A 23,225-nucleotide genomic window follows, 5' to 3' on the forward strand; every position below is an offset into this window, starting at 1 on the left:
CCGGCTGGGGCTATTTACTCACCACCAGCGAGCTTCTCGCGCAGTGCGGCGAGCTGCTCGTCGGAAGCAAGGGAGCCACCTTCAGCTTCGGTAGCGGCGGCCTGAGCCGGCTCGTTGGAAGCAGAGGAGTAGTTGGCTGCCTCGCCGGAAGCTGCTGCCTCGGCTGCGGCTGCACGGGAGCGCTCGATCTGAGCGGTGTGGAGCTGGAAGCGACGCTCGGACTCTGCGTAGCGAGCCTCCCACTCCTGGCGCTGCTCGTCGAAGCCCTCGAGCCACTCGTTGGTCTCGGGGTCGAAGCCCTCGGGGAAGATGTAGTTGCCCTGCTCGTCGTAGGAGTCGGCCATACCGTACTTGGAAGGATCGAACTCTTCGGTGTAGTCCTCGTCGGCCTGCTTCAGCGACAGGGAGATGCGACGACGCTCAAGGTCGATGTCGATGACCTTGACCATTGCCTCGTCACCGACGTTGACAACCTGGTCCGGCACCTCAACGTGGCGCTGAGCCAGCTCGGAGATGTGAACGAGGCCCTCGATGCCTTCTTCAACGCGAACGAAGGCGCCGAAGGGAACGAGCTTGGTAACCTTGCCGGGCACAATCTGGCCAACGGCGTGGGTGCGTGCGAATACGCGCCAAGGATCTTCCTGGGTTGCCTTCAGCGAGAGCGATACGCGCTCGCGGTCGAGATCAACGTCGAGCACCTCAACGGTGACTTCGTCGCCAACGGTCACAACCTCAGAGGGGTGATCGATGTGCTTCCAGGAGAGCTCGGATACGTGCACGAGGCCGTCCACACCGCCGAGATCGACGAATGCGCCGAAGTTGACGATGGAGGAAACGACACCCTTGCGCACCTGGCCCTTTTGGAGCTGGTGAAGGAACTCGGAGCGAACCTCGGACTGGGTCTGCTCGAGCCATGCACGGCGGGAGAGCACCACGTTGTTGCGCTGCTTGTCCAGCTCGATGATCTTGGCTTCGATTTCCTGGCCGATGTAGGGATCCAGGTCGCGAACGCGACGCATCTCAACCAGGGATGCAGGCAGGAAGCCACGCAGTCCGATGTCGAGAATAAGGCCGCCCTTGACAACCTCGATGACGGTACCGGTAACCGGCTCGTCCTTTGCCTTGAGATCCTCGATGGTGCCCCAAGCACGCTCGTACTGAGCACGCTTCTTGGACAGGATCAGACGGCCTTCTTTGTCTTCCTTGGTCAGCACGAGAGCGTCGATCTGGTCGCCGACCTCGACAACCTCGTCGGGATCTACGTCGTGCTTGATGGAAAGCTCGCGGGTGGGGATAACACCCTCGGTCTTGTATCCGATGTCGAGCAGAACCTCGTCGTGGTCAACCTTAACCACGGTGCCTTCGACGATATCGCCATCATTGAAGTACTTGATGGTGGCGTCAACGGCTGCGAGGAAATCCTCAGCGGAGCCAATGTCGTTGATGGCTACCTGAGGGACGTTATTGGTGGGCATAAAGTAAGTGCTCCGAAAAAGTAAGTAGGAATCGAGTTTGGACAGGAACGCGTCTCTCAAAAACCTATGCTTTAAGCTGGGCTTTTGATCTCACTAGAGATGGATCATTGCCGTCCTACATCGACAATCTCACACCTTAAGCACAGACACGCCCGAACAACATTAGTGCATTTGCCCAGCTAGATCAAGCGATAGGACTTCCCCGTGTCGCCTTGACACAATAATCACATGAGCCACACTTCCGCGGATCAAGCACGCCTGGCCAACCAACGTTGGTGGAACTTCGATGCCGAGCAATATCACCAAGCCCACCCCGAATATCTTTCGAGCTTTTATTGGTGCCCCGAGATGCTCTCCGAACAACAAGCGCAGCTTATCGGCGATTGTTCCAATCAGCGCGTGCTGGAAATCGGCTGCGGTTCTGGCCCTTGCGCATCATGGCTGGCCAGCACCTATCCTTCTGCCACCGTGATCGGCATCGACATCGCCAAAGGCATGCTTGCTCGCGGCGAGGGTTTTCAAGGCTTGCTTGCCGACGTCCACCGTATCCCCCTTGCAGATCACAGCATCGACTGTGCGTTTTCTGCCTTTGGGGCATTTCCTTTTATCCCGCAGCTCACCCCTGCCCTGCGTGAGGTAGCCAGGGTGCTCAAGCCCGGTGCCAAGCTGATCATCGCCGTGAATCACCCAATGCGCTGGGTGTTTCCCGATCACCCAGGCGAACAGGGGCTTATAGCATCCCACTCCTATTTTGAACAGGCCTATGTAGAACACGATGCCGATGGCACACTGAGCTATGCCGAATTCCAGCACACGATGAGCGACTGGATTCAGGCCTTTGACCACAGTGGTTTCCGGCTCCACCGACTCATCGAACCGGAGTGGCCAGAAGATCTACACACCACCTGGGGGCAGTGGTCACCGCTGCGCGGCAAGCTCTTTCCTGGCACCGTGATCTTTTGCGCCACCAAGGATTAGTGGGCTGCTTCCTCCCAGTTCTTTCCAACGCCACTGGCTACCTCGAGCGGCACGTTCAACTGCACCGCGGCATCCATTTCGCGCTCGACAATCTCTTGGACACGCTCCTGCTCGCCTGGGGCAATTTCCACCACGAGTTCGTCGTGGACTTGCAGCAACACCCTCGATTGCGCACCGGCAGCGCGCAACTGCCGATCCACCCGGATCATCGCCACCTTAATAATGTCTGCGGCAGTGCCCTGGATTGGGGCGTTAAGCGCGGCACGCTCGGCAGTTTCACGGGCCACCCGATTTTCACTGGTCAGCTCAGGTAGGTAGCGCCTGCGCCCAAAAAGCGTGGCGGTATAACCATCGTGGCGAGCCTGCTCTACTACCTGATCCAGGTAACGCTTCACGCCACCGAAACGCTCAAAGTAGCTTTCCATGATGCTCTTTGCCTCGCCTGCGGGAATGTTGAGCTGTTGGGAAAGCCCGAAGGCAGAAAGCCCGTACACCAGCCCGTAGCTCATCGCCTTCACTCGGCGACGCAGCTCGGGGGTAACTTGATCCACCGGCACCTCAAAGACTCGCGAGCCCACAAAATTATGCAGATCCTCGCCTTCGCGATACGCCTCGATCAGCCCCTCATCCTCAGAAAGGTGCGCCATCACGCGCATCTCGATCTGCGAGTAGTCGGCCGTGAGCAGGAGTTCATAACCTTCGCCCACCACGAATGCCGAACGGATCTTGCGCCCGGCCTCGGTACGCACGGGAATGTTTTGCAAGTTGGGATCAGTAGAGCTCAAGCGGCCGGTAGAAGCCTTGGTTTGGTGGAAGGTGGTGTGGATGCGCCCATCATCTGCCACCGAGCGAATCAGACCTTCCAAGGTGGACTTCATCTTGGTGTACTCACGGTGCGCCAAGAGGTGATCAAGGAAAGGATGCGGGTGCTTTGCAGCCAAGGCATCAATTTCCTTAGCGGCAGTGGAATAACCGGTCTTGGTCTTCTTCGTCTTCGGCAGCGCCAAAGTATCAAATAGCACGCTTTGAAGCTGCTTCGGACTCGATAGATTCAGCTCGGGTTCGTCGACAAGCTCTCTAGCGGCCTGTTCTTCTTCGGCAACCATGGCCTTAAAATCGGCCAGTTGTTCCTCCAAGGTTGCGACATCCACGGCGATGCCAGTGCGCTCCATGCGGCCCAAAATGAGGGCGAGCGGAATCTCTAGATCGCGGTAGAGCTCAAAGGCATTGATCTGCACAAGCTGCTGAGTCAAGGCCTCGGCCAATTCCATCACCGCAGCACTATGGCCCAAAAGCTCTTGATGCTCGCCTGCATCGAGCAAGGAAAGCTGCTCACCCGAGGGCTGCTCGGATTGGAGTTGGCGCTGCAAGTGCCGTTGGAATACGTCCTTCAGCTCATAGGTGCGCTGCCCAGGCCTTAAAAGATAAGCGGCAATTTCGGTGTCTTGTACTACCCCATCGAGCTCAAAACCGCGGGCAGCAAGCATGTGATAGGTGGCCTTGGCACCATGGACGCACTTCGGCTGCTCAGAAGACACCCAGGTAGCGAAAGCACGTTCATCTTCGACATCTAAATCTTCAAAGGAGGCCACCACACCGTGGTAGGTGGAATCGCAAAGCGCAAGCGAATAAGCATCGCCCCCAAAGGGCGAAGGATCACCGGCCACGACAAGGGCTAGGGCTTGATCTTTGTGGCTTTCAAGCCACTGCGCCAACCCAACATGTTCGAGCACCACCTCGGGAGCATCCTCGGATTCAATGGCGCTGGCATCTGCACCGAAGGCCTTAAACACGCGTTCGCGCAGGCTTACGCCAAATTCCAGAGCATCAAAAGACTCAGCCACAGCGTTGACGTCTACGTCCTTGCGCTGCAATTGCTCAGGGCTAAGCGGCAACTCCACATCGCGAACCATCTGTGTGAGTTCGCGGTTGGTACGCACCTGCTCTACGGCATCGCGTAAGTTCTGCCCCGCCATGCCCTTGATCTCATCAGCGTGCGCAAGCAGGGATTCTAAGTCTCCGTACTGCACAATCCACTTGGTTGCCGTCTTCTCACCCACCCTGGGAATGCTGGGCAGGTTATCGGAAGGATCCCCTCGCAACGCTGCAAAGTCGGGGTACTGCGCTGGAGTCAGCCCATATTTTTCCTCCACCGCCTCCGGGGTGAAGTGAATCAGGTCCGAGACTCCCCTGCGCGGATAAAGCACCGTCACGCGATCGGTGATGAGCTGGAAGGAGTCGCGGTCGCCGGTCACGATCTGGGTATCAAAATCCTGCTGCTGCGCGGCAGTGGCCAAGGTGGCAATAATGTCATCGGCCTCGAAGTTTTCCTTTTCCAGATACGGCACGCCCAAGGCATCCAGCATCTGCTGGATCAACGCGATTTGGCCTTTAAATTCCGGCGGGGTGGCCTCGCGCTGGGCCTTGTAGGCAGGAAACATCTCGGAACGGAAGGTGCTTCTTCCCACGTCAAAGGCCACAGCCAGGTGCGTGGGGCGCTGTTCGGCAACCAAGGATGCCAGCATGCCCATAAACCCATACACAGCATTGGTGGTTTGACCTCCGGAGGTAGAGAAATTCTCCGAAGGGATGGCAAAAAAGGCACGGAATGCCATGGAATGGCCGTCGATGAGCATTAAACGCTTGGTAGTCACGCGCACCAGTGTAGCGAGCACGATGGCGAAGGCTTTTCTAGCGTCCCTGCCACGGTGTTTCTTAATTGTGCGAATGGTGTTGTATGCTTTCAGCTCGTACGCCCCAGTAGCCCAATTGGCAGAGGCAACGGATTCAAAACCCGTCCAGTGTGAGTTCGAGTCTCACCTGGGGCACCACGATAAGGCGCTGCAAAGCGCCTTTTTTCTATTTCCGGGCTAGAATCTCCTGGTCTGTATCTATGAAGAAGGATCTTTATGAGCACACCGAAGGAATCTCCCATCAAACACGTGCTGTACGTCATCTTTGGCGGACTCATCGGCCTTGCAGAGATGGTGCCCGGCGTATCCGGCGGCACCGTGGCTTTGGTGGTGGGCATTTATGAACGCGCCATCCGCAATGGCGATGCGTTGCTGCACACCATCCGCACTGCGATTACAGATCGCAGCAAGCTCAAAGAGGCGGCATCGAAGGTCGAGTGGTTCTTCCTCGCCGCGGTGGCCGTAGGCATGATCGGCACTGTGCTCGCGCTTTCTTCTGTCATGCACAGCTTTGTAGAAGAACACCCAGAGACCTCCCGCGCCTTATTCATGGGCATGGTGGCCGTGTCGATTCTGGTGCCGTTGAACATGATCCGCTCGGATAAACTCGCCCAGCACCGCGTTGGGGCATATATTGCCTTCGTTCTGGCGGCGATTGCCACGTTTTTGCTCACCGGTGTTACTTCGGCAGAAAAGACTGATCCTTCCCTGCTGGTGGTGTTCTTCGCCGCGATGATTGCCGTGTGCGCGCTGGTATTGCCTGGCGTATCGGGTTCTTTTATCTTGCTCTCGCTTGGCCTGTATAGCCCCGTCATGGGTGCTGTGGCGGATCGCGACTTAAAAGTGATGGCCGTATTCGCCTTGGGCGCACTGCTTGGTGTGGCGCTTTTTATTAAGCTTCTGGATTACCTGATTACCACCCACCGCACCATCACGCTGGCCACGATGGCCGGCCTCATGCTGGGCTCCCTGCGAGCCCTGTGGCCTTGGCAAACTGATCAAGCTGAGCTGCTGAGCCCCTCGGGCAATGTGGGCTGGATTGTGTTCATGGTGATCCTCGGCGGCGCCATCGTTGGTGCGATCATGGCGGCGGAAAAGTTCAGTAGCCGCCGCTAAATTCAAATATTATGCCCCTGACGGTATGCTATCTGCTATGAAGTTTCCCGTTCAGCGCATAGGTGGCTTCCTCGGGGCTGTATGTTTGGCGCTCAGCTTGAGCGCCTGCGTCACCAACGAGGAACAAGGCCACCCCGAAGGCTGGGAAGAAATAACCCCCAAGCCGGTGCCATCCATCGAGGCCTTAGTGCCCCAAGATATCCGTGAACGCGGTGTGCTCACTGCGGGCACCAATCCTCCGTTTGCGCCCTTTGAATTCCGCGACTCCTCCCACGCCATCATCGGCGTGGAAATGGATCTGATGCACGCCGCGGCCGCCACCATGGGGTTGCAATTCCAACCCAAGGAGCAGGACTTCTCTTTGATCCTGCCCTCGCTTTCTGCCGGTTCTGTTGATGTGGGCGCCTCCGGTTTTACCGATACCGAGGAACGCCGCGAAAACTACGACTTTATTGATTTCCTCTACGCCGGCGTGCAGTGGGGACAGCAAACGGGCGACGATATTTCGCGTGAAGATCCCTGCGGCTTAAGCATCGCCGTGCAGCGCACCACCGTCTCGGAAACCGACGATGTTCGCCCCCTGTCTGAGCAGTGCGTGGAAGAAGGCAAGGATCCCATCGAGGTGTTGTCCTATGACACCTCCGATGCTGCCGCTACCGCCTTGGTGCTCGGACGCGCCGATGCCTTTAGCGCCGACTCCCCCGTGCTGGCATGGGCTGTGGAACGCGCCGATGGAAAGATCGAACCTACTGGCGAGATCTTCGATGCTGCACCCTACGGCTTTGCTGTGCCGAAGGATTCCAAGCTTGGCCCCGCCCTTGCAGCGGCGCTGCAATACCTCATTGATAACGGCGACTATCAAAAGATCCTCGCCCAGTGGGGTATCGAGGACGGCCTTGTCGATGAAGCCCTGATTAATGAAGAACCAGTGAACAACTAGGACACCACCATGACTCAACCGAAGCCAATCCAGGCGAAGCCCCTTCGCCATCCCGGGCGCTGGGTGGCAGCCGCCATCATCCTCGCGCTCTTTGCCTGGTTCCTTATTTCTGCAGCCACCAATGAAGCCTATGGCTGGGACACCTACCGGGCATACCTGTTTGATACCCGCATCGCCACGGCCGCAGTGCACACCCTTGCCATTACGGTCTTGGCAATGTTGCTCGGCGTGGTGCTCGGCTGCGCTGTTGCCGTGATGCGCATGTCTCCAAACCCCGTGCTTTCCTCGGTGGCCTGGTTTTATCTCTGGATCTTCCGTGGCACCCCGGTGTATGTGCAGTTGGTGTTCTGGGGTCTTTTGGGTTCTATTTACCAAAGCATCAACCTAGGCTTTGCCGAGGTCTCGCTGGAGAACGCGCTGAAGAACATGTTCTTGCTGGCCGTGATCGGCCTGGGGCTGAACGAGGCTGCGTACATGGCCGAAATTGTGCGCTCCGGTATTCAGGCCGTGCCCGAAGGCCAAACTGAGGCTTCGAAGGCGCTGGGTATGAGCTGGTGGATGACTATGCGACGCACCGTGCTCCCCCAAGCCATGCGCATCATCGTCCCACCCACGGGCAATGAGTTTATCTCGCTGCTCAAAACCACCTCGCTGGTGGTGGCTATCCCCTACACCGCCGAGCTCTATGGCCGCGCCACCGATATTGCCGCCGCACTATTTGATCCAGTGCCGCTGCTATTAGTGGCAGCCACCTGGTATCTGGCCATTACCTCGCTTCTGATGGTGGGTCAGCACTTCCTAGAAAAGTATTATGACCGCGGTGCTTCCCGTGAGCTCACCGCATCGCAGCTTGCGAGCTTGGCAGATGCAGAAGGCGCCCTGCCAAAGAACATCAACGTGATTGGAAAGGGCAAGTGAGCATGGAAAACCTCATGATCGACGCACAACAGTTGTGCAAGAGCTTCGGCAGCCTTGAGGTGCTCAAGGGCATCGATTTGCAGGTGCCCAAAGGCAGCGTGACCTGCTTGATTGGGCCTTCCGGCTCGGGCAAATCCACGCTTTTGCGCTGCGTGAATCACCTTGAAAAGATCAGCGCTGGCCGCCTCTACGTCGATGGCGAGCTCATTGGCTATAAGGAACGAGACGGCGTGCTCTATGAAATCTCCGAGCGCGAGGCCGCCCGCCAGCGTTCGGGCATTGGCATGGTGTTTCAGAACTTCAACTTATTCCCGCACCGCACTGCCCTAGAAAACGTCATGGAAGCGCCGGTGCATGTCAAGGGCGTCGCAGAAAAAGACGCCCGCGAGCAGGCGATGGAGCTGTTGAAGAAGGTCGGGTTAGGCCATAAGGCAGACGCCTATCCGGCGCAGCTTTCAGGTGGTCAGCAGCAGCGCGTGGCCATTGCTCGTGCGGTGGCGATGGAGCCAAAGCTCATGCTTTTCGACGAACCAACCTCCGCACTTGATCCGGAGCTGGTTGGAGAGGTGCTTCGCGTGATGCGTGAACTCGCCGCCGATGGCATGACCATGCTGGTGGTCACCCACGAGATCGGCTTTGCCCGCGAGGTAGCCGACACGGTGGTGTTCATGGATGGCGGCGTGGTGGTAGAAGCCGGTGATCCCAAGCAGGTCATCGACAACCCCCAACACGCACGCACCCAGGAGTTCTTATCTAGCCTGCTCTAGCGCAGCTTTTCCTGCATCGCCCGGTTCACCGCATCGGGCAGCATATCGGAGACATCTCCCCCATACTTGGTCACTTCCTTGCACAGTGTGGAGGAGATGTAGCCATATTTGGGGTCGGTCATTAAAAAGACCGTATCGATGCCTGCCAGCTTGCGATTCATCTGCGCCATGGGCAGCTCATAGTCATAGTCCAAAGAAGAGCGCAGGCCTTTGACAATCGTGTCGATGCCATTGTTTTGGGTGTATTCCACCAACAGCCCGGACCAGTGCTCTACACGAATATTCTCGTGATCTTTTAAGGCCTCACGGATTAGCGCCTTGCGTTCTTCTACGCTAAAAAGCCCACTGGGTTTATTCGGGTTGGCCGTGACCAACACGGTGACCTGCTCAAATAATTGAGTTGCCCGTTCAATGATGTTCACATGCCCCATCGTTACTGGATCAAAGGATCCTGGGCATACTGCGTGCGTGCTCATCTAGGCCTCCTCTTGGTGGTAGACGGCCATATCCATGCGCGCAATGCCAAAGGTTCGCTTTTTTAATTTCTGCGGCGTTGGCACCATCCACGCAGGCCAATCGGTGTGGGCGGAGTCGCGGTGACGTTCGATAACGACCACGGCGCCGTCGACAAGCTTGGGTTTGAGCGCCTGAATCATCTCAGCTACGGCTTCATCTGAAAGCTCATAGGGAGGATCGGCCAACACCATAGAAAAGTAGCGATCCGGCGCCGTGGCCAGGTACGTCGATGCCTTCATCTCCTCCACCCTGACCTGCGGATGGCCCACCACTTGTGCATTGCTGCGAATAATCTCTGCGGCCTGGTGGTTATCTTCTACCAACACCACTTCCTTGGCGCCACGGCTCGCGGCCTCCAAGCCCAGCGCGCCGGAGCCTGCGAAAAGGTCCAGCACCACAGCGTCCTGGAAACCAAAACGCACCTGCAACGAAGAAAACAGACCCTCGCGCGCGCGGTCGGAGGTAGGCCTGGTGCCTTGGGGTGGCACCTTAATCTTTCGGCCCCTGGCTTCTCCTGAAATGATGCGTGCTTGTCCCATTTATGCTTCCTTCACTTCGATCACGGCTTCGCCGCCGATAACATCACCAAAATCCTCAACCAATAAACGGCTGACCACACCAGGACCCGGCGCCACCACGGGCGCTTCGAGCTTGACGGCTTCTACCGATGCGAGGGCTTGGCCAGTTCGGACTTGTTCGCCTGGTTGCACCAGATAGTGCACGATCCCGGCGAAGGGGGCATGAATGTTCATAAGCGGCATTTTAGCTTTTATCAATATAGGCCTGGCGTTGGTCGTCGATATCTTGCACCAGGGCGCGTGCGAGCTTGGGGTCTTCTTCTACGATGATGGCCGCATCACTATTGGCCCTTGCGATAAGTTCGCGGTCTTTGCTCAGGCTTAACAGGCGCAGGTGGCTACGCCCGGATTGTTGGGCGCCGAGGATATTGCCTTCTTGTCTAAACTCCAGGTCTACTTCTGCCAGTTCGAATCCGTCTTGGGTGGATGCGACTCGGCCGACTCTTTCGAGGGTGCGTGAGCCGGGTTCTGCGTGGGTGTAGAAAAAGCAGATGGAGGCGTTGCCGCCGCGGCCGACGCGGCCTCGTAATTGGTGGAGTTGGGATACGCCGAAGGATTCAGCGCCGTAGATGAGCATGGCGGTGGCGTTGGCAACGTCAACACCCACCTCGATCACGGTGGTGGCGACTAAGACGTCGATCTTGCCGGCTGAAAACTCTGCCATGGCGTGGGCTTTGTCTTCGCTGCTGAGTTGCCCGTGCAGTACCGCGATGCGGAAATCTCGCATGGTGTGGGATTGGAGTTCGGCGGCGAGTGCTTCTACCCCGTCTTCCCCACCAATTTTTGGGCACACCACATACACCTGGTGCCCGGCGCGGCATTCCTCTTTGAGCCGTTCCCACATGCGCGCAACCCACACCTGGTTGCCTGCGGGGATGACGTAGCTGCTAATCGGTTGCCTGCCGCCTGGGAGTTCGCGCAAGGTAGACACGCTGAGATCGCCAAAGGCGGTCATGGCAATGGTGCGAGGGATTGGGGTGGCCGTCATGACCAAAAGGTGCGGAGTAAGCCCCTCACGGCCTTTGCCCCTGAGCGTGTCGCGCTGCTCTACGCCGAAGCGGTGTTGCTCATCGACAACGCAGAGGCCCAGATTGAAAAACTCCACCGTGTCTTGGATCAGGGCGTGGGTGCCGATCACGATATCTGCGTCACCGCTTAGAATGTCTAAGAGTGCTGCTTGGCGTTGGCGGGTATTCATTGATCCTGTAAGCAGCGTGACGTTGACGTCGATACCTTTGAGCATGGCCTCAATGCTCTGGGCGTGTTGGGTGGCAAGCACCTCTGTTGGAGCGAGCAGTGCGCATTGGGCGCCTGAATCCACGCATTGCAGCATGGCTAAAAGTGCTACCACCGTCTTGCCGGAGCCGACTTCTCCTTGAAGTAGGCGTTGCATGGGTGTGGAGATGCTTAGATCAGCGCGGATATCCGCCAAAACTGCCTCTTGGCCTTTGGTGAGGCTAAAGTCCAGCGCGGCTCGAAGCGCTTTGGCATAGCCGGAAGCTTCGCTGCGCATTGCCGGTGCCTTGCGGGCTTGGGTATCAGCACGACGAAGCGCCATGAGCAGCCCAAGGCTAAGCGCCTCGTCGTAGTTCAGGCGCTTTCTGCACAGATCCGGGCCTTGCGACGGCGGTTCGTGGATACCTCTTAAGGCTTGGTCAAAGTCGGGTAAATCTGGTGGAGCGAATTTGCCCAGTGGATCAGGAATAGGCTCAAGGGATTTGAGCACCTGATCGATAGCGCCAAGGATTTTCCACGATGGCAGTGCCTGTTTCGCCGGATAAATTGGCACATAGGGCAAGTGAAGCAGAAGCTGCATCACGGCGTATTTGCTGCCGTCGTGGCCTTCTTTTGCCACTTCAAGTTTGCCCAAGGGGAAAAAGTCTGGGTGCTGGAGCTGGGGTTGGCCGCGGAAGAATTTGAGTTTTCCGCTAAAAATTGCGCGGGTGCCGTTGTGTAAGACCTTTGGCTGCCAGGTGGCGCGAAAGAAACTGGCGGTGGTGTGAATACCGGTACCATCGTCGATCCAGATGGTGTAGACCTTGCCTACCTTGGGGTTGCTGCGGGTGGTGTTGTGTACGACCTCGCCCACCAAGGTCACGGTATCGCCTTCTTCTGCTTGGCCTGCGCCTAAGCCCACACCCTGGGCTGCGTATCCTCGGGGGAAGTGCTCGAGGAGGTCTTGGGCGCGCTTGAAACCGAAGTGGCGCGAAAAAGCGCGGGCTTGGGATTGATCCAGGATGGAGCCCAAGGGGCGGGTATCGTTCCAGCCGAGCATCATTCCACCCCGACCTCGGCTAAGACTTCGAGCTCTTCTGCCTGAAGGATCATCCATTCCAGGTCGGTGCCGGCAGGGTGTGCGTGTGCGATGGTGCCTTGGTCCAGGGCCTGTTGTGCAATCACGCTGACGAGTTCTCCGCCACCTGGCAGCAAGGCCGCAAGGGCGGCACTGATGGCCTCGTTGAGGCTGTGGTGCTTGGAAAGCTCATAATCGCCAATACGGACTCGGCATTGGGTGGGCGAGCCTTCGATGGTGGCAACCCTCATGCCCGCTGTGGCTTCTTGGAGCTGGAGTACCGAGGTGGCCACCGGAGCTTCGGCATTAAACACACTGCTTGCAGCCAAGGTGCGCAGCATCCCCGCGCTATGCACCCAATGGCAGCGAAGGCCACGCTGTTGCAATTTCGCATCCACATCTGCAATCACACCAAGTGGCAACATGGCCCCGGTGAGCACGATGGCTTCTGCCTGCACATCACCGAACTGTTCTACGACCTGCTCCACGCTGGCCTGCTCGGGCACCGCTATGGGCTGGGCACCAAAGCTTTGCAGCAAGGCGGCGATCTGGCCTTGGCTATCTGCTGGGCATAAGGCCAATAATTGCAAGCCCGTGGGCGGAAGTGCTTCAAGCCGGATATCGCTGATAACACCATGGGCGAGAGCGCAGTTGAGCACGGCATCCGGTGTGGTGCTGTGGATATGGACCTGGGCGCTGGTATCGCTTTCTCGGCCAAGCACGATCGAATTACCCAACGTACTTAAGGCTTGTTCGAATTGGTCCAGGTTGGCATCGCGGATATACAACATCACCTCGGTGGTGCCAAGCTGGGCTAGGTCTTGGTGTGTGTCATCCGGTACATAGTCAATGGCGGCTCCATCAAGCACATCGCCAAATACCTCTAAGACGAGCACCAAGCCTGCAGCACCTGCATCCACCACGCCGGCTTGTGCCAGTACCGAAAGCTGGGAGGTGGTGCGTTCGAGGGCTTGTTGGGCACTTTCAAGCATGTGCTCGTAGGTGGCGCGCAACGTAGGTTGGGCGGGCTGTTCTGCGATGGCTCGCAGTACGCTTACGATGGTGCCTTCTACCGGTTGGTGCAGTGCAAGGTGGACAAACCGGAGCGCTAAGGTTGCAGCCTCGTGCATGCCTTCGGCATCAATGCTGCCTCGGGCATTCGCCACCTGAGCGATGGCGCGAAAGACTTGGCTTAACACCACCCCTGAATTGCCGCGAGCTCCGCGGATTGCCCCGGAGGCAAGCTCGGTGCTGAGCTTGGATAGATCATCGGGGTGCTCTACCGCGCGAATGGCTGCGGCCAGGGTGTGCGCCATATTGCTGCCGGTATCGGCATCCGCCACGGGGAAGACATTGAGCTGGTTAATCCTTTGCGCCTGTTGATCAAGCGCAGCGGAGGCTTGTTGCGCCCAGCTCCACAGCAAGGGTGCATCGATACGCTCAATGGTGGCCATAGCTATGTATGGTACAAGCGCCAATCGATGGGTTCGGCGCCCAGGTTGCTTAAAGCCTCATTAGCTCGGCTAAAAGGCTTGGAACCAAAAAAGCCGCGTGAAGCCGAAAGCGGCGAAGGATGCGCTGAGGCAATCACGGGAGTATCACCTAAAAACTGTTGGGCGCTTTGGGCATCTTTGCCCCAAAGAATGGCCACCAGTGGCTTTTGGCGCTGCGCTAATGCTTCGATGGCGTGCTGGGTGATTGCCTCCCAACCTTTGCCGCGGTGAGAAGCAGGCGCTCCTGCTTGCACGCTGAGCACCCGGTTGAGCAGCATGACGCCCTGATCGCACCAGGGGCGAAGATCGCCATGGGCTGCGGGAGTGATGCCGAGATCATCTGCGAGCTCTTTATAAATATTGTTCAAGCTGCGCGGAATTGGGCGCACATCGGGTTGCACGGAAAACGATAACCCCATCGCATGACCCGGTGTTGGGTAGGGATCTTGGCCAATAATGAGCACTTTTACCGCATCAAATGGGTAGCTAAAAGCACGTAAAATGTCATTGCCGGCAGGCAGATACGTTCGGCCAGCGGCGACCTCTGCGCGCAAGAAATCACCCATGGCGTGAATATTGGGTTCTACGGCAGCAAGTGGTTCGCGCCAGGATTCGTGCACTGGGAGCATGGCAGCAAGTTTAGGCGAAACTATTCCAGCCCTGATCCCAGCGCGGTGCGCGCCCACCAAGCAGCACCTCACCTTCAGAGCGGTGATCAACTTTTCCGATCACGCGAAAACCCGTAGGTGCTGCCCGAAAGGTAGTACCAAGCAAGGTGTGGTCTTCTCCCCCGCTTAACACCCATTCCCAAGGATCTGCATCAAGGATCTCGGCTGCTTCGCGCATCAGTGGGGTTGGGGCGATGGCCTCTGGGTCGATGTTGATGCTCACATTCGATCGACGCGCAATCGTAGTGGTATCGGCAATCAAGCCATCGGAATTATCGGTCATGGCCGATACTCCAGCAGAACGAGCCACAAAACCCCTGCCCTCACTGACTCGGGCAGCACAGTGGGAAGATACTAGGGACAAAAATTCTTTCGGCACGCCATCGCGGCCAAAACGGCGAAGCAACGCCAAGCCTGCGGCCGAAGCTCCGATCTCACCGGAGGCCACCAAGATTTGCCCAGGGCGAGCCTGGTCAAGTCTAAGCTCGGGTAAAGAACCGCCCAATTGGCCAACCGCGGTTACCGACACCACCACGGCATCACCGTCGGTGATATCGCCACCGACGAGCTCTGCACCATAATCACCCACGCGATCACCAATGCCGCGGGCAAGCTCTGAGACGAATTCCAAGCGCGTATGAGCCGGCACCGATAAGGCCAGCAGTGCCGCGATGGGGCGCGCGCCCATGGCTTCTACATCAGCGAAGTTTTGGGTAATAGCCTTGCGCCCGATCTCTGCGGGAGTAGACCAGTCGAGGCGGAAGTGGCGGCCTTCAACCAACATGTCGGTGGTTACGACCGTGCGTGAATTTGGTGCGTCGTGATCCAGCACCGCCGCATCATCGCCATTGCGTGGGCTTGGGGCATGAGCGGCAATCACGTTAATTGCTGCTTGTTCGCCTACCTCAGCCAAGGTTGGGTTTTGCGGTGCTTTCATTGAAAGGTCCTTTGGCCTGATCGACAACAGACTCAGACTACACTTTTGATCCATGAGCCGCCCCGAAGCCTCCTTTAGAAAAACGCCCATCGTTTTGGCATTAGTGTTAAGCCTCCTGCTGGTACTGGGAGTGCTCATCGGTGCAAAAGTCGTCTATGAGCGCGTAGCGCAGCAACCAGTGGCCATGCCGGCATTGGATTCGCCAGAAGCTGAGTCGCAGGAATGCCAGCAGCTTATTGATGCCCTCCCCGAGAAACTCGCCGGGCATAAGCGCGCCGAGCTTGCAGATCCTGCCCCCGCGGGAGCTGCGGCGTGGGCATCGAGTTCTACTGAGAGAATGACGCTTCGCTGCGGGGTATCGACCCCCCTGCAGTACACCGAAATTACCCCACTACACGAGGTAGATGGCATCGAGTGGATGCGCGTTGATGATGCCACCCCAGGGTCTTCCCTGCACACCTGGTTTGCGGTAAACCGCACACCACTGGTGGCGTTGACCGGGGATGATGTGGCATTAGATGAACAGCCTGCTCCACTGGATGCTTTAACGCCAGCGCTGAATCAGCTCAAAGATAAAGCGCTGAAGCCTCATGCTTTGCCGCTGGCGGATGTGGCAACGCAGGCGTCGAAAAGCTGTGATGCACTCCTTGGCAATCTGCCTGAAACCCTCGGCGAGGACCTCAAAGCCACGAACACTTCGCTGGCGCAAACCAAGGCGTGGACTGCCTATGGCAAAGAGCCGGTGGTGCTTCGCTGCGGCGTGCCCTTCCCCAAGGAATACAAAGCAGGGGTGCAATTACAGCAGGTAGATGGGGTGCCGTGGTTTGAGAACACGATTCTGGGCAACGGCACCACCGCCTCCACCTGGTATCCGATGGGTCGCGATGTGGTGGTGGCGGTATCGATGCCGGCCGATGGCAATCAGGTGCTTGTGCAGTTGACCAAGGCGATTAAGCAGCAGACGAAAGCGCTTGATCAATCAGAGCGCTAAGCAACTGCGGATACGTCACGCCCGAGGCCTCGAAGACCTTCGGGTACATCGAAATGGGTGTAAAGCCGGGCATCGTGTTGATCTCGTTGAGCACCGGGCCATTGTCGCTGACGAAAAAGTCCACGCGGGCTAGGCCTTCGCAGTTCAAGGCATCGAAAGCGCGTAAGGAAAGCTCGCGCAATTGCGCTAAGAGCGCCTCGTCGAATTGCGCGGGGATCTCGGCGGAGACCACATTGTCTAGGTATTTGGTGTCGAAGCCGTAGAAGCCCTCATCGGAACCATCGGTATTGATCAGACGAGCCGGAACTGAGGCCACGCGGGTGCCATCGGCGTATTCGAGCACACCGCACTCGACTTCCTCACCGACGATTTCGGCCTCAACGATCACCTTTGAGTCGTACTGGCGCGCGAGCTCGATTGCCGCAGCAAGCTCATCGCGGGACTCAACACGAGAAATACCAATCGACGATCCACCGCGGGCGGGCTTGACAAAGACCGGCAAGCCCAGGCGTGCCAGCTCTTGTTCGCTTAAGTCGCGGCCATCGCGCAAGACCACTTCCTCGCCCACCGGCAAGCCCTCTGCCTTGAGCAGCTTCTTAGTAAATTCCTTATCCATGCCGCAGGCGGAGCTTAAAACCCCGGTGCCAACATAGGGCACGCCAGAGAGATCAAATAGGCCTTGGATGGTGCCGTCTTCGCCATAAGGGCCGTGGAGCACGGGGAAAATCACGTCCACCGTGGTGTGCAGGGAACCATCTTCAAAACGGAACTCGCCACGATGCGCAGGATCAAGAGCCAAGGTAAGTGGCTCGCGCATCTTCACTGTTGGCATCACACGATCTTGGGTGCGAAGTTCCTCCACATCAGTGGTGCCAACGGTCCACGCGCCTTCTTTGCTAATGCCAATGGGATAGACCTCGAAGCGCTCGGGATCGAGGTGGCTCATCACGGCACCTGCAGAAACGCAAGAGACGGAGTGTTCAGAACTTTGGCCGCCGTAGACTACGGCGACACGAATCTTATTTGCAGCAGAATTCACGGCTGCCCAGTCTACCCGTCTTAGCGGGCCCACTGCCTAAGCGTGCTGAAAGTGGTGGATTGCCGAGGCCACCAGGCTTGCTGCTCGGCTGCGCGCCGCTCGGCTGCCCACCTGGTCTGCCGCTCGGCTGCGCGCCGGGTTCCTCACTGCCCGCCTGGCCGCCTGCTCGGCCCGGCTCGGCTTAGCTCTATCTGCTAGGCGTGCTCGGATTTCTTAGATCTCCCCATCAGAGCCTGCACCATATCGCCTACATCGAGCCCAAGGTGGCACACACCGTAGACGGCCTGGGTAATCGGCATTTCCACACCCAAGGAGGTAGCGAGGCTAAACACCGATTGGGAGGAGATCACGCCTTCTGCCACCTGCCCATTGGAGGCTGCGCGTGCTTGCTCGAGGCTGCTGCCTTCGCCCAGGCGTGCACCGAAGCTTCGGTTGCGCGATAAAGGAGATGAGCAGGTCGCCACCAGATCGCCTAGGCCTGCAAGCCCGGAGAAGGTTCGTGGATCAGCACCTAACGCCTCACCTAAGCGTGCAATTTCTGCCAGGCCGCGGGTGATCACACTGGCCAGGGTGTTTTCGCCCAAGCCTTTACCGGCAGCCATACCGCAGGCTAGGGCGATGACGTTTTTGCAGGCACCGCCGATTTCACAGCCCACCACATCGCTATTGGTATAGGGGCGAAAATAGCTTGTGGCCACGGCCTGCTGCACGTATTTCGCGTTGGCTTCATCTTCGCAGGCAATCACGGTGGCTGCGGGCTGTTCTTGGGCGATTTCTTTCGCCAGATTCGGACCACTGAGTACTGCGATACGTTCTTGCGCGGTGCCGGTGACTTCTGCAATGACTTGGCTCATGCGCTCAAAGGTTTTCGCCTCTACGCCTTTGGCCAGGCTGAGCAAGATGGTGCGTGGCCCGATGTGCTCTGCCCATTGCTCTAAGTTCTTGCGCAAGGTTTGGCTCGGCACTGCCAGCACCAAGATATCGGCGCCTTGAATTGCCTCGTGTGGCTCGTGGGTTGCCACAAGGGCCGTGGGTAGTGGGATATCGCCGAGGTATTTGCTGTTTCGGTGCTCGCGGTTGATTTCTTCTGCTACTTCCGCGCGCCGTGCCCACAGCGTCACGGTGTTGCCAGCATCGGCGAATACCTTGGCCAGGGTTGTTCCCCACGAGCCTGCTCCCATCACGCCGATGTGTACCATGCGATCTCCTTGTGTGGCCGATTATCAATACCCCACGATGATACCGTTGCGCGAAAATCTCTCGCAGGCTTTACCATGGAACAGCAGCGAAAGGACGTAGAAGCAATGGCCAAAGAAGAGCACAAAGATCACAGCGCACTCACCGAGGTTCGGGGGCGCCACCAGCGCATCCGAAGCAATCCCGCGAAGGAGTTTCAGCGATCAACCCTGGCTGCCGGCGCGGTGTTGTGGCGCGAACATGACGGCATTGAAGTCGCCGTGATCCACCGTCCTCACTACGATGATTGGTCGCTTGCCAAGGGCAAAGTTGATCCGGGCGAATCCCTTCCTACGACCGCTGCCCGCGAGATCTTAGAGGAAACCGGCTATGAGGTGTCCTTGGGTAAATTGCTCGGCAGGATCACCTATCCCGTTGGTAGCCGCACAAAGGTGGTGTACTACTGGACCGCCAAGGTGTTAGGCGGGAAGTTTGAAAAGAATAAGGAAGTAGACGAGATCCGTTGGCTGCCGATTGAGCAGGCCAAGGAGTTGCTCAGCTATGAGGTTGATCGCCTCTTGGTGGATAAGGCTGCAAAGCGTATGCAAACACCGGCGACGACCAGGATTTTGTATGTGCGCCACGCCAGAGCTTTTCGACGTCAAAACTGGGCCGGCAACGACAACCTTCGCCCGCTGGATAAAAAGGGTCGCCGTCAGGCAAATATGTTGGTGCCTATGCTTCAGGCGTTTAGGCCAGAGGCCATTTATTCCGCTGAGCCTGACCGCTGCCAGCTCACCGCAGCACCGCTTGCCAAGGCACTTGACCTTGAGGTGACGGTGGATGATCGTTTAGGCGATCACGGCTGGATGCACAATATGAATAGCTCCAAGGCGGCGTTGAAAGAGATCATCGACCGCGGTGGAGTATCCGTGGTGGTGGCCCAAGGCGGTGTGATCCCCGATGCGCTCGCGTGGCTTTCTGCCGAGGGCACCTTGCCTTTAGAAGATACCGAGGCGAAAAAGGCCAGTGTGTGGGTGCTTTCCTTCCACGAAGGCGAGCTCACCGGGGCTGATTATCTTGCTAGTCCGTTGCCGGTGAAGTAGCAGGCTTAAAAGCGGGACGCTTGGCCTCATAGGCCTCAATAGCTGCTTCTTCGCGCAGCGTGAGCCCAATATCATCCAGGCCTTCCATCAGGCGCCAGCGGGTGTAATCATCCACCTGGAATTGATAGGTCGCGCCATCGCAGTGTGCGGTCCTGGTTTCAAGGTCCACGGTGATGCTGGCGCCGGGGTGTTGTTCGAGTTGCTTCCACAGCAGCTCGATATCGCCTTGATCCATTTGTGCTGCAAGCAGGCCGGCTTTGCCAGCATTGCCGCGGAAGATATCGGCAAAACGAGAAGAAAAGACGACGGCAAAGCCGTAGTCCATCAGCGCCCACACGGCGTGTTCGCGCGAGGAGCCGGTGCCGAAGTCCGGGCCTGCTACCAGCACCGAACCTTGTGCATATTCGGGCTGGTTTAACACGAAGCCTGGTTCGTTGTTTCGCCAGTTGCTAAAGAGGCCATCTTCAAAGCCGGTGCGGGTAACGCGCTTGAGGTACACCGCCGGGATGATCTGGTCGGTATCCACATTTGAACGAGTCAGTGGAACGCCAACGCCGGTGTGCTGGGAAAATTTTTCCATGATGTGCTCCTAAAGATCAGCGGGGCTTGCCAGGGTGCCTTTGATCGCCGTTGCCGCGGCTACCTCGGGTGATACCAAGTGGGTGCGCCCGCCTGGGCCTTGGCGTCCTTCGAAGTTTCGGTTGGAGGTAGAAGCCGAACGCTGGCCTGGTTTGAGTTGATCCGGGTTCATGCCAAGGCACATCGAACACCCTGCGGTGCGCCATTCTGCACCGGCGGCCTCGAAGATCTTGTCCAGGCCTTCTTCTTCGGCCTGCAGCTTGACCATGGCAGAGCTTGGCACCACCATCATCCGCACGCCTTCGGCTACTTGGTGGCCTTGGATAACATCGGCGGCAGCGCGCAGATCCTCGATGCGCGCATTGGTGCAAGAACCCAAAAAGACGGTGTCGATGCTGATGTCGCGCAGCGGGGTGCCTGGGGTAAGCCCCATGTATTTCAGTGCCTTTTCGGCTGCGGCGCGCTCATTATCGCCGGCGATCAGTTCTGGGTCCGGTACGGATTCAGACAAGGGCAGGCCTTGGCCGGGGTTCGTACCCCAGGTAACGAAGGGGGTAATGGCAGAGCCGTCGATTTCTACCACCGTGTCAAAGTGCGCGCCTTCGTCGGTAGGCAAGGTTTTCCAGTACGCCACTGCCTCGTCCCACTGCTTGCCCTTCGGCGCCATCTCGCGGCCTTTGATGTATTCGAAGGTGGTTTCATCGGGGGCGATCATGCCGGCGCGAGCGCCTGCCTCGATGGACATGTTGCAGATGGTCATGCGTGCTTCCATGGAAAGCTTCTCAATGGCCTCGCCACGGTATTCGATCACATGGCCTTGGCCACCGCCGGTGCCGATCTTGGCGATGATGGCCAAGATGAGGTCTTTAGCGCTCACCCCTGGCTGCAGCTCCCCGGAGACTTCGATGGCCATGGTTTTAAAGGGTTTCAGCGATAGTGTTTGGGTAGCCATCACATGCTCTACCTCAGAGGTGCCAATACCGAAGGCCATGGCACCGAAGGCTCCGTGGGTAGAGGTGTGGGAATCGCCGCACACGATGGTCATGCCGGGTTGGGTTGCGCCAAGTTGTGGGCCTACCTGGTGCACGATGCCCTGGCGGCTATTGCCCATTGGATATAAGGTCACGCCGAATTCTTCGCAGTTTTTGCGCAAGGTTTCGACTTGGGTGCGCGAGGTTTGGTCTTTAATTTCTAATAGCGAGCCTTGCTCGATGCCCTCGGTGGGCACGTTGTGGTCTTCGGTGGCAAGGTGGAGCTCCGGGTGGCGCAGTGAGCGGCCGGCAAGGCGCAAACCATCGAAGGCCTGCGGTGAGGTCACTTCGTGCAAAAGCTGAAGATCGATAAAAATGAGGTCTGGTCGGTCTTCTTCGCCTTTGACCACGATATGATCGCGCCACACTTTTTCTGCGAGTGTCAGCGGAGCCATGCTGCATCACCTTCCGAGCTAGATTCCCGCATTATGGGATGGTAGTATCATTCTATGGGAAAGATTAGCACAGAAAGCGGCATTAAAGTTCTCGACCGGGCGGTCACTATCCTGCTCGCCCTGGCCGACCACCCCATGAGCCTCAATGAATTGTGCGAATTCACCGGCCTGCCCCGCGCCACCGCACACCGCCTGGCCACCGCACTCGAAGTACACAATATCCTCACCCGCACCAACGACGGCAGGTGGACCATCGGTGCGGTATTGGCAAGCCTTGGCGCCAGTAGCCAGACCAAGCTTATCGACGTAGCCACGCCGATCATGTCTACCCTGATGCACACCACCAATGAATCAGTGCAGCTCTACCAACTCGCCGGTGCGGTACGCGTGTGTATTGCTGCCCAAGAACCAGCGATGGGCTTGCAAAATACCGTGCCCGTAGGCACTCGCCTACCACTGAGCGCAGGCTCTGCAGCACGGATCTTCTTAGCCTATTCCTCTGCGCACCTGCGCGATGCAGTGCTATCGGAGGGCACAAAATTTAGCCAAGCAGATCTGCGCGAAGCCCGCGAACAGGGCTGGGCTGCCTCCATGAGCGAACGCGAGGTTGGGCTGGCCAGCGTTTCTGCCCCCGTATTTGATTCAGAAGGCACCTTCTGCGCCGTGCTTTCTATTTCTGGTCCTGCCGAAAGGCTCAAACCCAGCCCCGGCAAGTGGGCAGATGAGCTAGTCGCTGCAGCCAATAGGCTCTCAGCACAGCTTTAAAGCTTGTCTACCAAGGCCCGCAACTGCAGCACCAAGGGGTGATCCAGGCGTGCTTCGAGCTTGGCCAGCACGCTTTGATACCACCAGCATTGCCCCTCATAGCCGCTGCGAAACCTTTCCCACACAGCCTCCCCGGCATCGCGATCTCTAAGCGTGCACAGCAAATTATGCACCTTATCTGCGGCAATAATTTTTAGCGCCTCCTGCGAGGCATCGTCCATGCGCTCTAGATAGTCCTCTGCCCTGGCCTGCCAGGTGGGCAGGGATTGATCCTTGCTCACCATCGACACCAGCGTGCGCACCTCGTGGCCAAATTCTTCTTCTAATACCGCAGGATCTACGGATTGATCCTCCACACTGTCGTGCAAAAGTGCTGCGATGCGTGTGGTGTCCGATTCGCCTTCAAGCAGCGTTGCCACGGCAAAGAGGTGCGAGACGTATGGTGTGGCCGTGCCTTTGCGCATTTGGCCGGCATGGATTTCGGCGGCGCGCTCAATAGCAAAAAGGAGACGTGTGTTCACGTCTCCTGATGGTACCCCGTACGGGATTCGAACCCGTGTTACCGGCGTGAGAGGCCGGCGTCCTAGGCCACTAGACGAACGGGGCTAGTAGCAAGCGGTTGCTTCTCAAGCAATAGTAGAGTGCCGATGTTGTACTCAACAAATCGGCACGTCAGGGTAGTAAAAGCGCGGATCCTGAGAAACATTCTCGTCGAAAAGCGAAAGTATCAAGCAGTGGTGTGCTGCGTCCGCTAGAAGGGGTTAGGACCGA

At 57.9% G+C, this 23,225-nt stretch carries 22 protein-coding genes and 2 tRNA genes; 9 read left to right on the forward strand and 15 right to left on the reverse strand.

Translation table 11 applies throughout. The features are described 5' to 3' along the window. Positions 1–14 precede the first annotated feature (14 nt). Entirely contained in the window at positions 15–1,475 is a 1,461-nt protein-coding gene (rpsA, locus tag CPPEL_RS06265; protein ID WP_123960318.1) for a 30S ribosomal protein S1, read from the reverse strand. 228 nt (positions 1,476–1,703) lie between these two features. Between rpsA and CPPEL_RS06270 the strand changes: the two genes are divergently transcribed. Further along, complete coding sequence (locus CPPEL_RS06270) at positions 1,704–2,453, forward strand: class I SAM-dependent methyltransferase (RefSeq protein ID WP_123960319.1); 750 nt, start codon at positions 1,704–1,706, stop codon at positions 2,451–2,453. Here CPPEL_RS06270 and polA read toward each other — a convergent pair. Further along, positions 2,450–5,089, reverse strand: a complete 2,640-nt coding sequence (gene polA / locus CPPEL_RS06275; RefSeq protein ID WP_123961260.1) for a DNA polymerase I — start codon at positions 5,087–5,089, stop codon at positions 2,450–2,452. The two genes, CPPEL_RS06270 and polA, sit on opposite strands and share 4 nt — an antisense overlap. 118 nt (positions 5,090–5,207) lie before the next feature. Here polA and CPPEL_RS06280 point away from each other — a divergent pair. From CPPEL_RS06280 to CPPEL_RS06300, 5 genes are all read left to right on the forward strand, one after another. Next, a tRNA-Leu gene (locus tag CPPEL_RS06280) sits at positions 5,208–5,284 on the forward strand. A gap of 78 nt (positions 5,285–5,362) precedes the next feature. Further along, positions 5,363–6,262 carry a DUF368 domain-containing protein gene (locus CPPEL_RS06285; RefSeq protein WP_123960320.1) on the forward strand — a complete coding sequence of 300 codons (900 nt, stop codon included), beginning with the start codon at positions 5,363–5,365 and terminating at the stop codon, positions 6,260–6,262. 37 nt (positions 6,263–6,299) lie between these two features. After that, a complete protein-coding gene (locus tag CPPEL_RS06290; RefSeq protein WP_123960321.1) occupies positions 6,300–7,202 on the forward strand; it encodes an ABC transporter substrate-binding protein in 903 nt (300 codons plus the stop codon). 9 nt (positions 7,203–7,211) lie between these two features. Continuing rightward, positions 7,212–8,120 (forward strand): amino acid ABC transporter permease, encoded by a 909-nt coding sequence (locus CPPEL_RS06295; protein WP_123960322.1) that lies wholly within the window; start codon positions 7,212–7,214, stop codon positions 8,118–8,120. A 2-nt stretch (positions 8,121–8,122) separates the two neighbouring features. Then, complete coding sequence (locus CPPEL_RS06300; RefSeq protein WP_123960323.1) at positions 8,123–8,887, forward strand: amino acid ABC transporter ATP-binding protein; 765 nt, start codon at positions 8,123–8,125, stop codon at positions 8,885–8,887. Here the strand turns inward: CPPEL_RS06300 and coaD are convergent. Genes coaD through CPPEL_RS06335 form a run of 7 tightly spaced genes read right to left on the reverse strand, consistent with a single transcriptional unit; the run spans position 8,884 to position 15,372 of the window. Continuing rightward, the gene (gene coaD / locus CPPEL_RS06305; RefSeq protein WP_123960324.1) at positions 8,884–9,363 is read right to left on the reverse strand and encodes a pantetheine-phosphate adenylyltransferase; all 480 of its coding nucleotides are present in this window, start codon (positions 9,361–9,363) and stop codon (positions 8,884–8,886) included. The two genes, CPPEL_RS06300 and coaD, sit on opposite strands and share 4 nt — an antisense overlap. Beyond that, positions 9,364–9,942 carry a 16S rRNA (guanine(966)-N(2))-methyltransferase RsmD gene (rsmD, locus tag CPPEL_RS06310; protein ID WP_123960325.1) on the reverse strand — a complete coding sequence of 193 codons (579 nt, stop codon included), beginning with the start codon at positions 9,940–9,942 and terminating at the stop codon, positions 9,364–9,366. It abuts the gene before it with no gap. Then, on the reverse strand, positions 9,943–10,155 hold the full coding sequence (locus CPPEL_RS06315; RefSeq protein ID WP_123960326.1) for a biotin/lipoyl-containing protein: 213 nt from the start codon (positions 10,153–10,155) through the stop codon (positions 9,943–9,945). Between the two features lie 10 nt (positions 10,156–10,165). Further along, the gene (locus CPPEL_RS06320) at positions 10,166–12,256 is read right to left on the reverse strand and encodes an ATP-dependent DNA helicase RecG (protein ID WP_123961261.1); all 2,091 of its coding nucleotides are present in this window, start codon (positions 12,254–12,256) and stop codon (positions 10,166–10,168) included. Continuing rightward, positions 12,256–13,728 (reverse strand): DAK2 domain-containing protein, encoded by a 1,473-nt coding sequence (locus tag CPPEL_RS06325; protein WP_123960327.1) that lies wholly within the window; start codon positions 13,726–13,728, stop codon positions 12,256–12,258. The genes CPPEL_RS06320 and CPPEL_RS06325 overlap by 1 nt, the downstream gene beginning before the upstream one ends. A gap of 2 nt (positions 13,729–13,730) precedes the next feature. Further along, positions 13,731–14,396, reverse strand: coding sequence for a uracil-DNA glycosylase (locus CPPEL_RS06330; RefSeq protein WP_123960328.1), 666 nt, complete (start codon positions 14,394–14,396; stop codon positions 13,731–13,733). A 10-nt stretch (positions 14,397–14,406) separates the two neighbouring features. Beyond that, positions 14,407–15,372 carry a thiamine-phosphate kinase gene (locus CPPEL_RS06335; protein WP_123960329.1) on the reverse strand — a complete coding sequence of 322 codons (966 nt, stop codon included), beginning with the start codon at positions 15,370–15,372 and terminating at the stop codon, positions 14,407–14,409. Between the two features lie 52 nt (positions 15,373–15,424). Here CPPEL_RS06335 and CPPEL_RS06340 point away from each other — a divergent pair, with 52 nt between their 5' ends. Next, complete coding sequence (locus CPPEL_RS06340) at positions 15,425–16,363, forward strand: DUF3515 domain-containing protein (RefSeq protein ID WP_123960330.1); 939 nt, start codon at positions 15,425–15,427, stop codon at positions 16,361–16,363. Here CPPEL_RS06340 and CPPEL_RS06345 read toward each other — a convergent pair. After that, complete coding sequence (locus tag CPPEL_RS06345; protein WP_123960331.1) at positions 16,323–17,402, reverse strand: D-alanine--D-alanine ligase family protein; 1,080 nt, start codon at positions 17,400–17,402, stop codon at positions 16,323–16,325. The two genes, CPPEL_RS06340 and CPPEL_RS06345, sit on opposite strands and share 41 nt — an antisense overlap. A gap of 194 nt (positions 17,403–17,596) precedes the next feature. After that, a complete protein-coding gene (locus CPPEL_RS06350; RefSeq protein ID WP_123960332.1) occupies positions 17,597–18,601 on the reverse strand; it encodes an NAD(P)H-dependent glycerol-3-phosphate dehydrogenase in 1,005 nt (334 codons plus the stop codon). 75 nt (positions 18,602–18,676) lie between these two features. Between CPPEL_RS06350 and CPPEL_RS06355 the strand changes: the two genes are divergently transcribed. Further along, on the forward strand, positions 18,677–19,684 hold the full coding sequence (locus tag CPPEL_RS06355) for an NUDIX hydrolase (protein ID WP_425453773.1): 1,008 nt from the start codon (positions 18,677–18,679) through the stop codon (positions 19,682–19,684). Here the strand turns inward: CPPEL_RS06355 and leuD are convergent. Continuing rightward, a complete protein-coding gene (gene leuD / locus CPPEL_RS06360; protein ID WP_123960333.1) occupies positions 19,662–20,264 on the reverse strand; it encodes a 3-isopropylmalate dehydratase small subunit in 603 nt (200 codons plus the stop codon). The genes CPPEL_RS06355 and leuD overlap by 23 nt on opposite strands. 9 nt (positions 20,265–20,273) lie before the next feature. After that, a complete protein-coding gene (gene leuC / locus CPPEL_RS06365) occupies positions 20,274–21,689 on the reverse strand; it encodes a 3-isopropylmalate dehydratase large subunit (protein ID WP_123960334.1) in 1,416 nt (471 codons plus the stop codon). 54 nt (positions 21,690–21,743) lie between these two features. Here leuC and CPPEL_RS06370 point away from each other — a divergent pair, with 54 nt between their 5' ends. After that, positions 21,744–22,454 (forward strand): IclR family transcriptional regulator, encoded by a 711-nt coding sequence (locus CPPEL_RS06370; protein WP_123960335.1) that lies wholly within the window; start codon positions 21,744–21,746, stop codon positions 22,452–22,454. Here the strand turns inward: CPPEL_RS06370 and CPPEL_RS06375 are convergent. Together CPPEL_RS06375 and CPPEL_RS06380 are read right to left on the reverse strand one after the other, a co-directional pair. Continuing rightward, entirely contained in the window at positions 22,451–22,975 is a 525-nt protein-coding gene (locus CPPEL_RS06375) for an HD domain-containing protein (RefSeq protein ID WP_123960336.1), read from the reverse strand. The two genes, CPPEL_RS06370 and CPPEL_RS06375, sit on opposite strands and share 4 nt — an antisense overlap. A 9-nt stretch (positions 22,976–22,984) precedes the next feature. Further along, a tRNA-Glu gene (locus CPPEL_RS06380) sits at positions 22,985–23,060 on the reverse strand. Positions 23,061–23,225: the final 165 nt, after the last annotated feature.

Origin of the sequence: Corynebacterium pseudopelargi (genome assembly GCF_003814005.1) — a bacterium.
Lineage (GTDB): Bacteria > Actinomycetota > Actinomycetes > Mycobacteriales > Mycobacteriaceae > Corynebacterium > Corynebacterium pseudopelargi.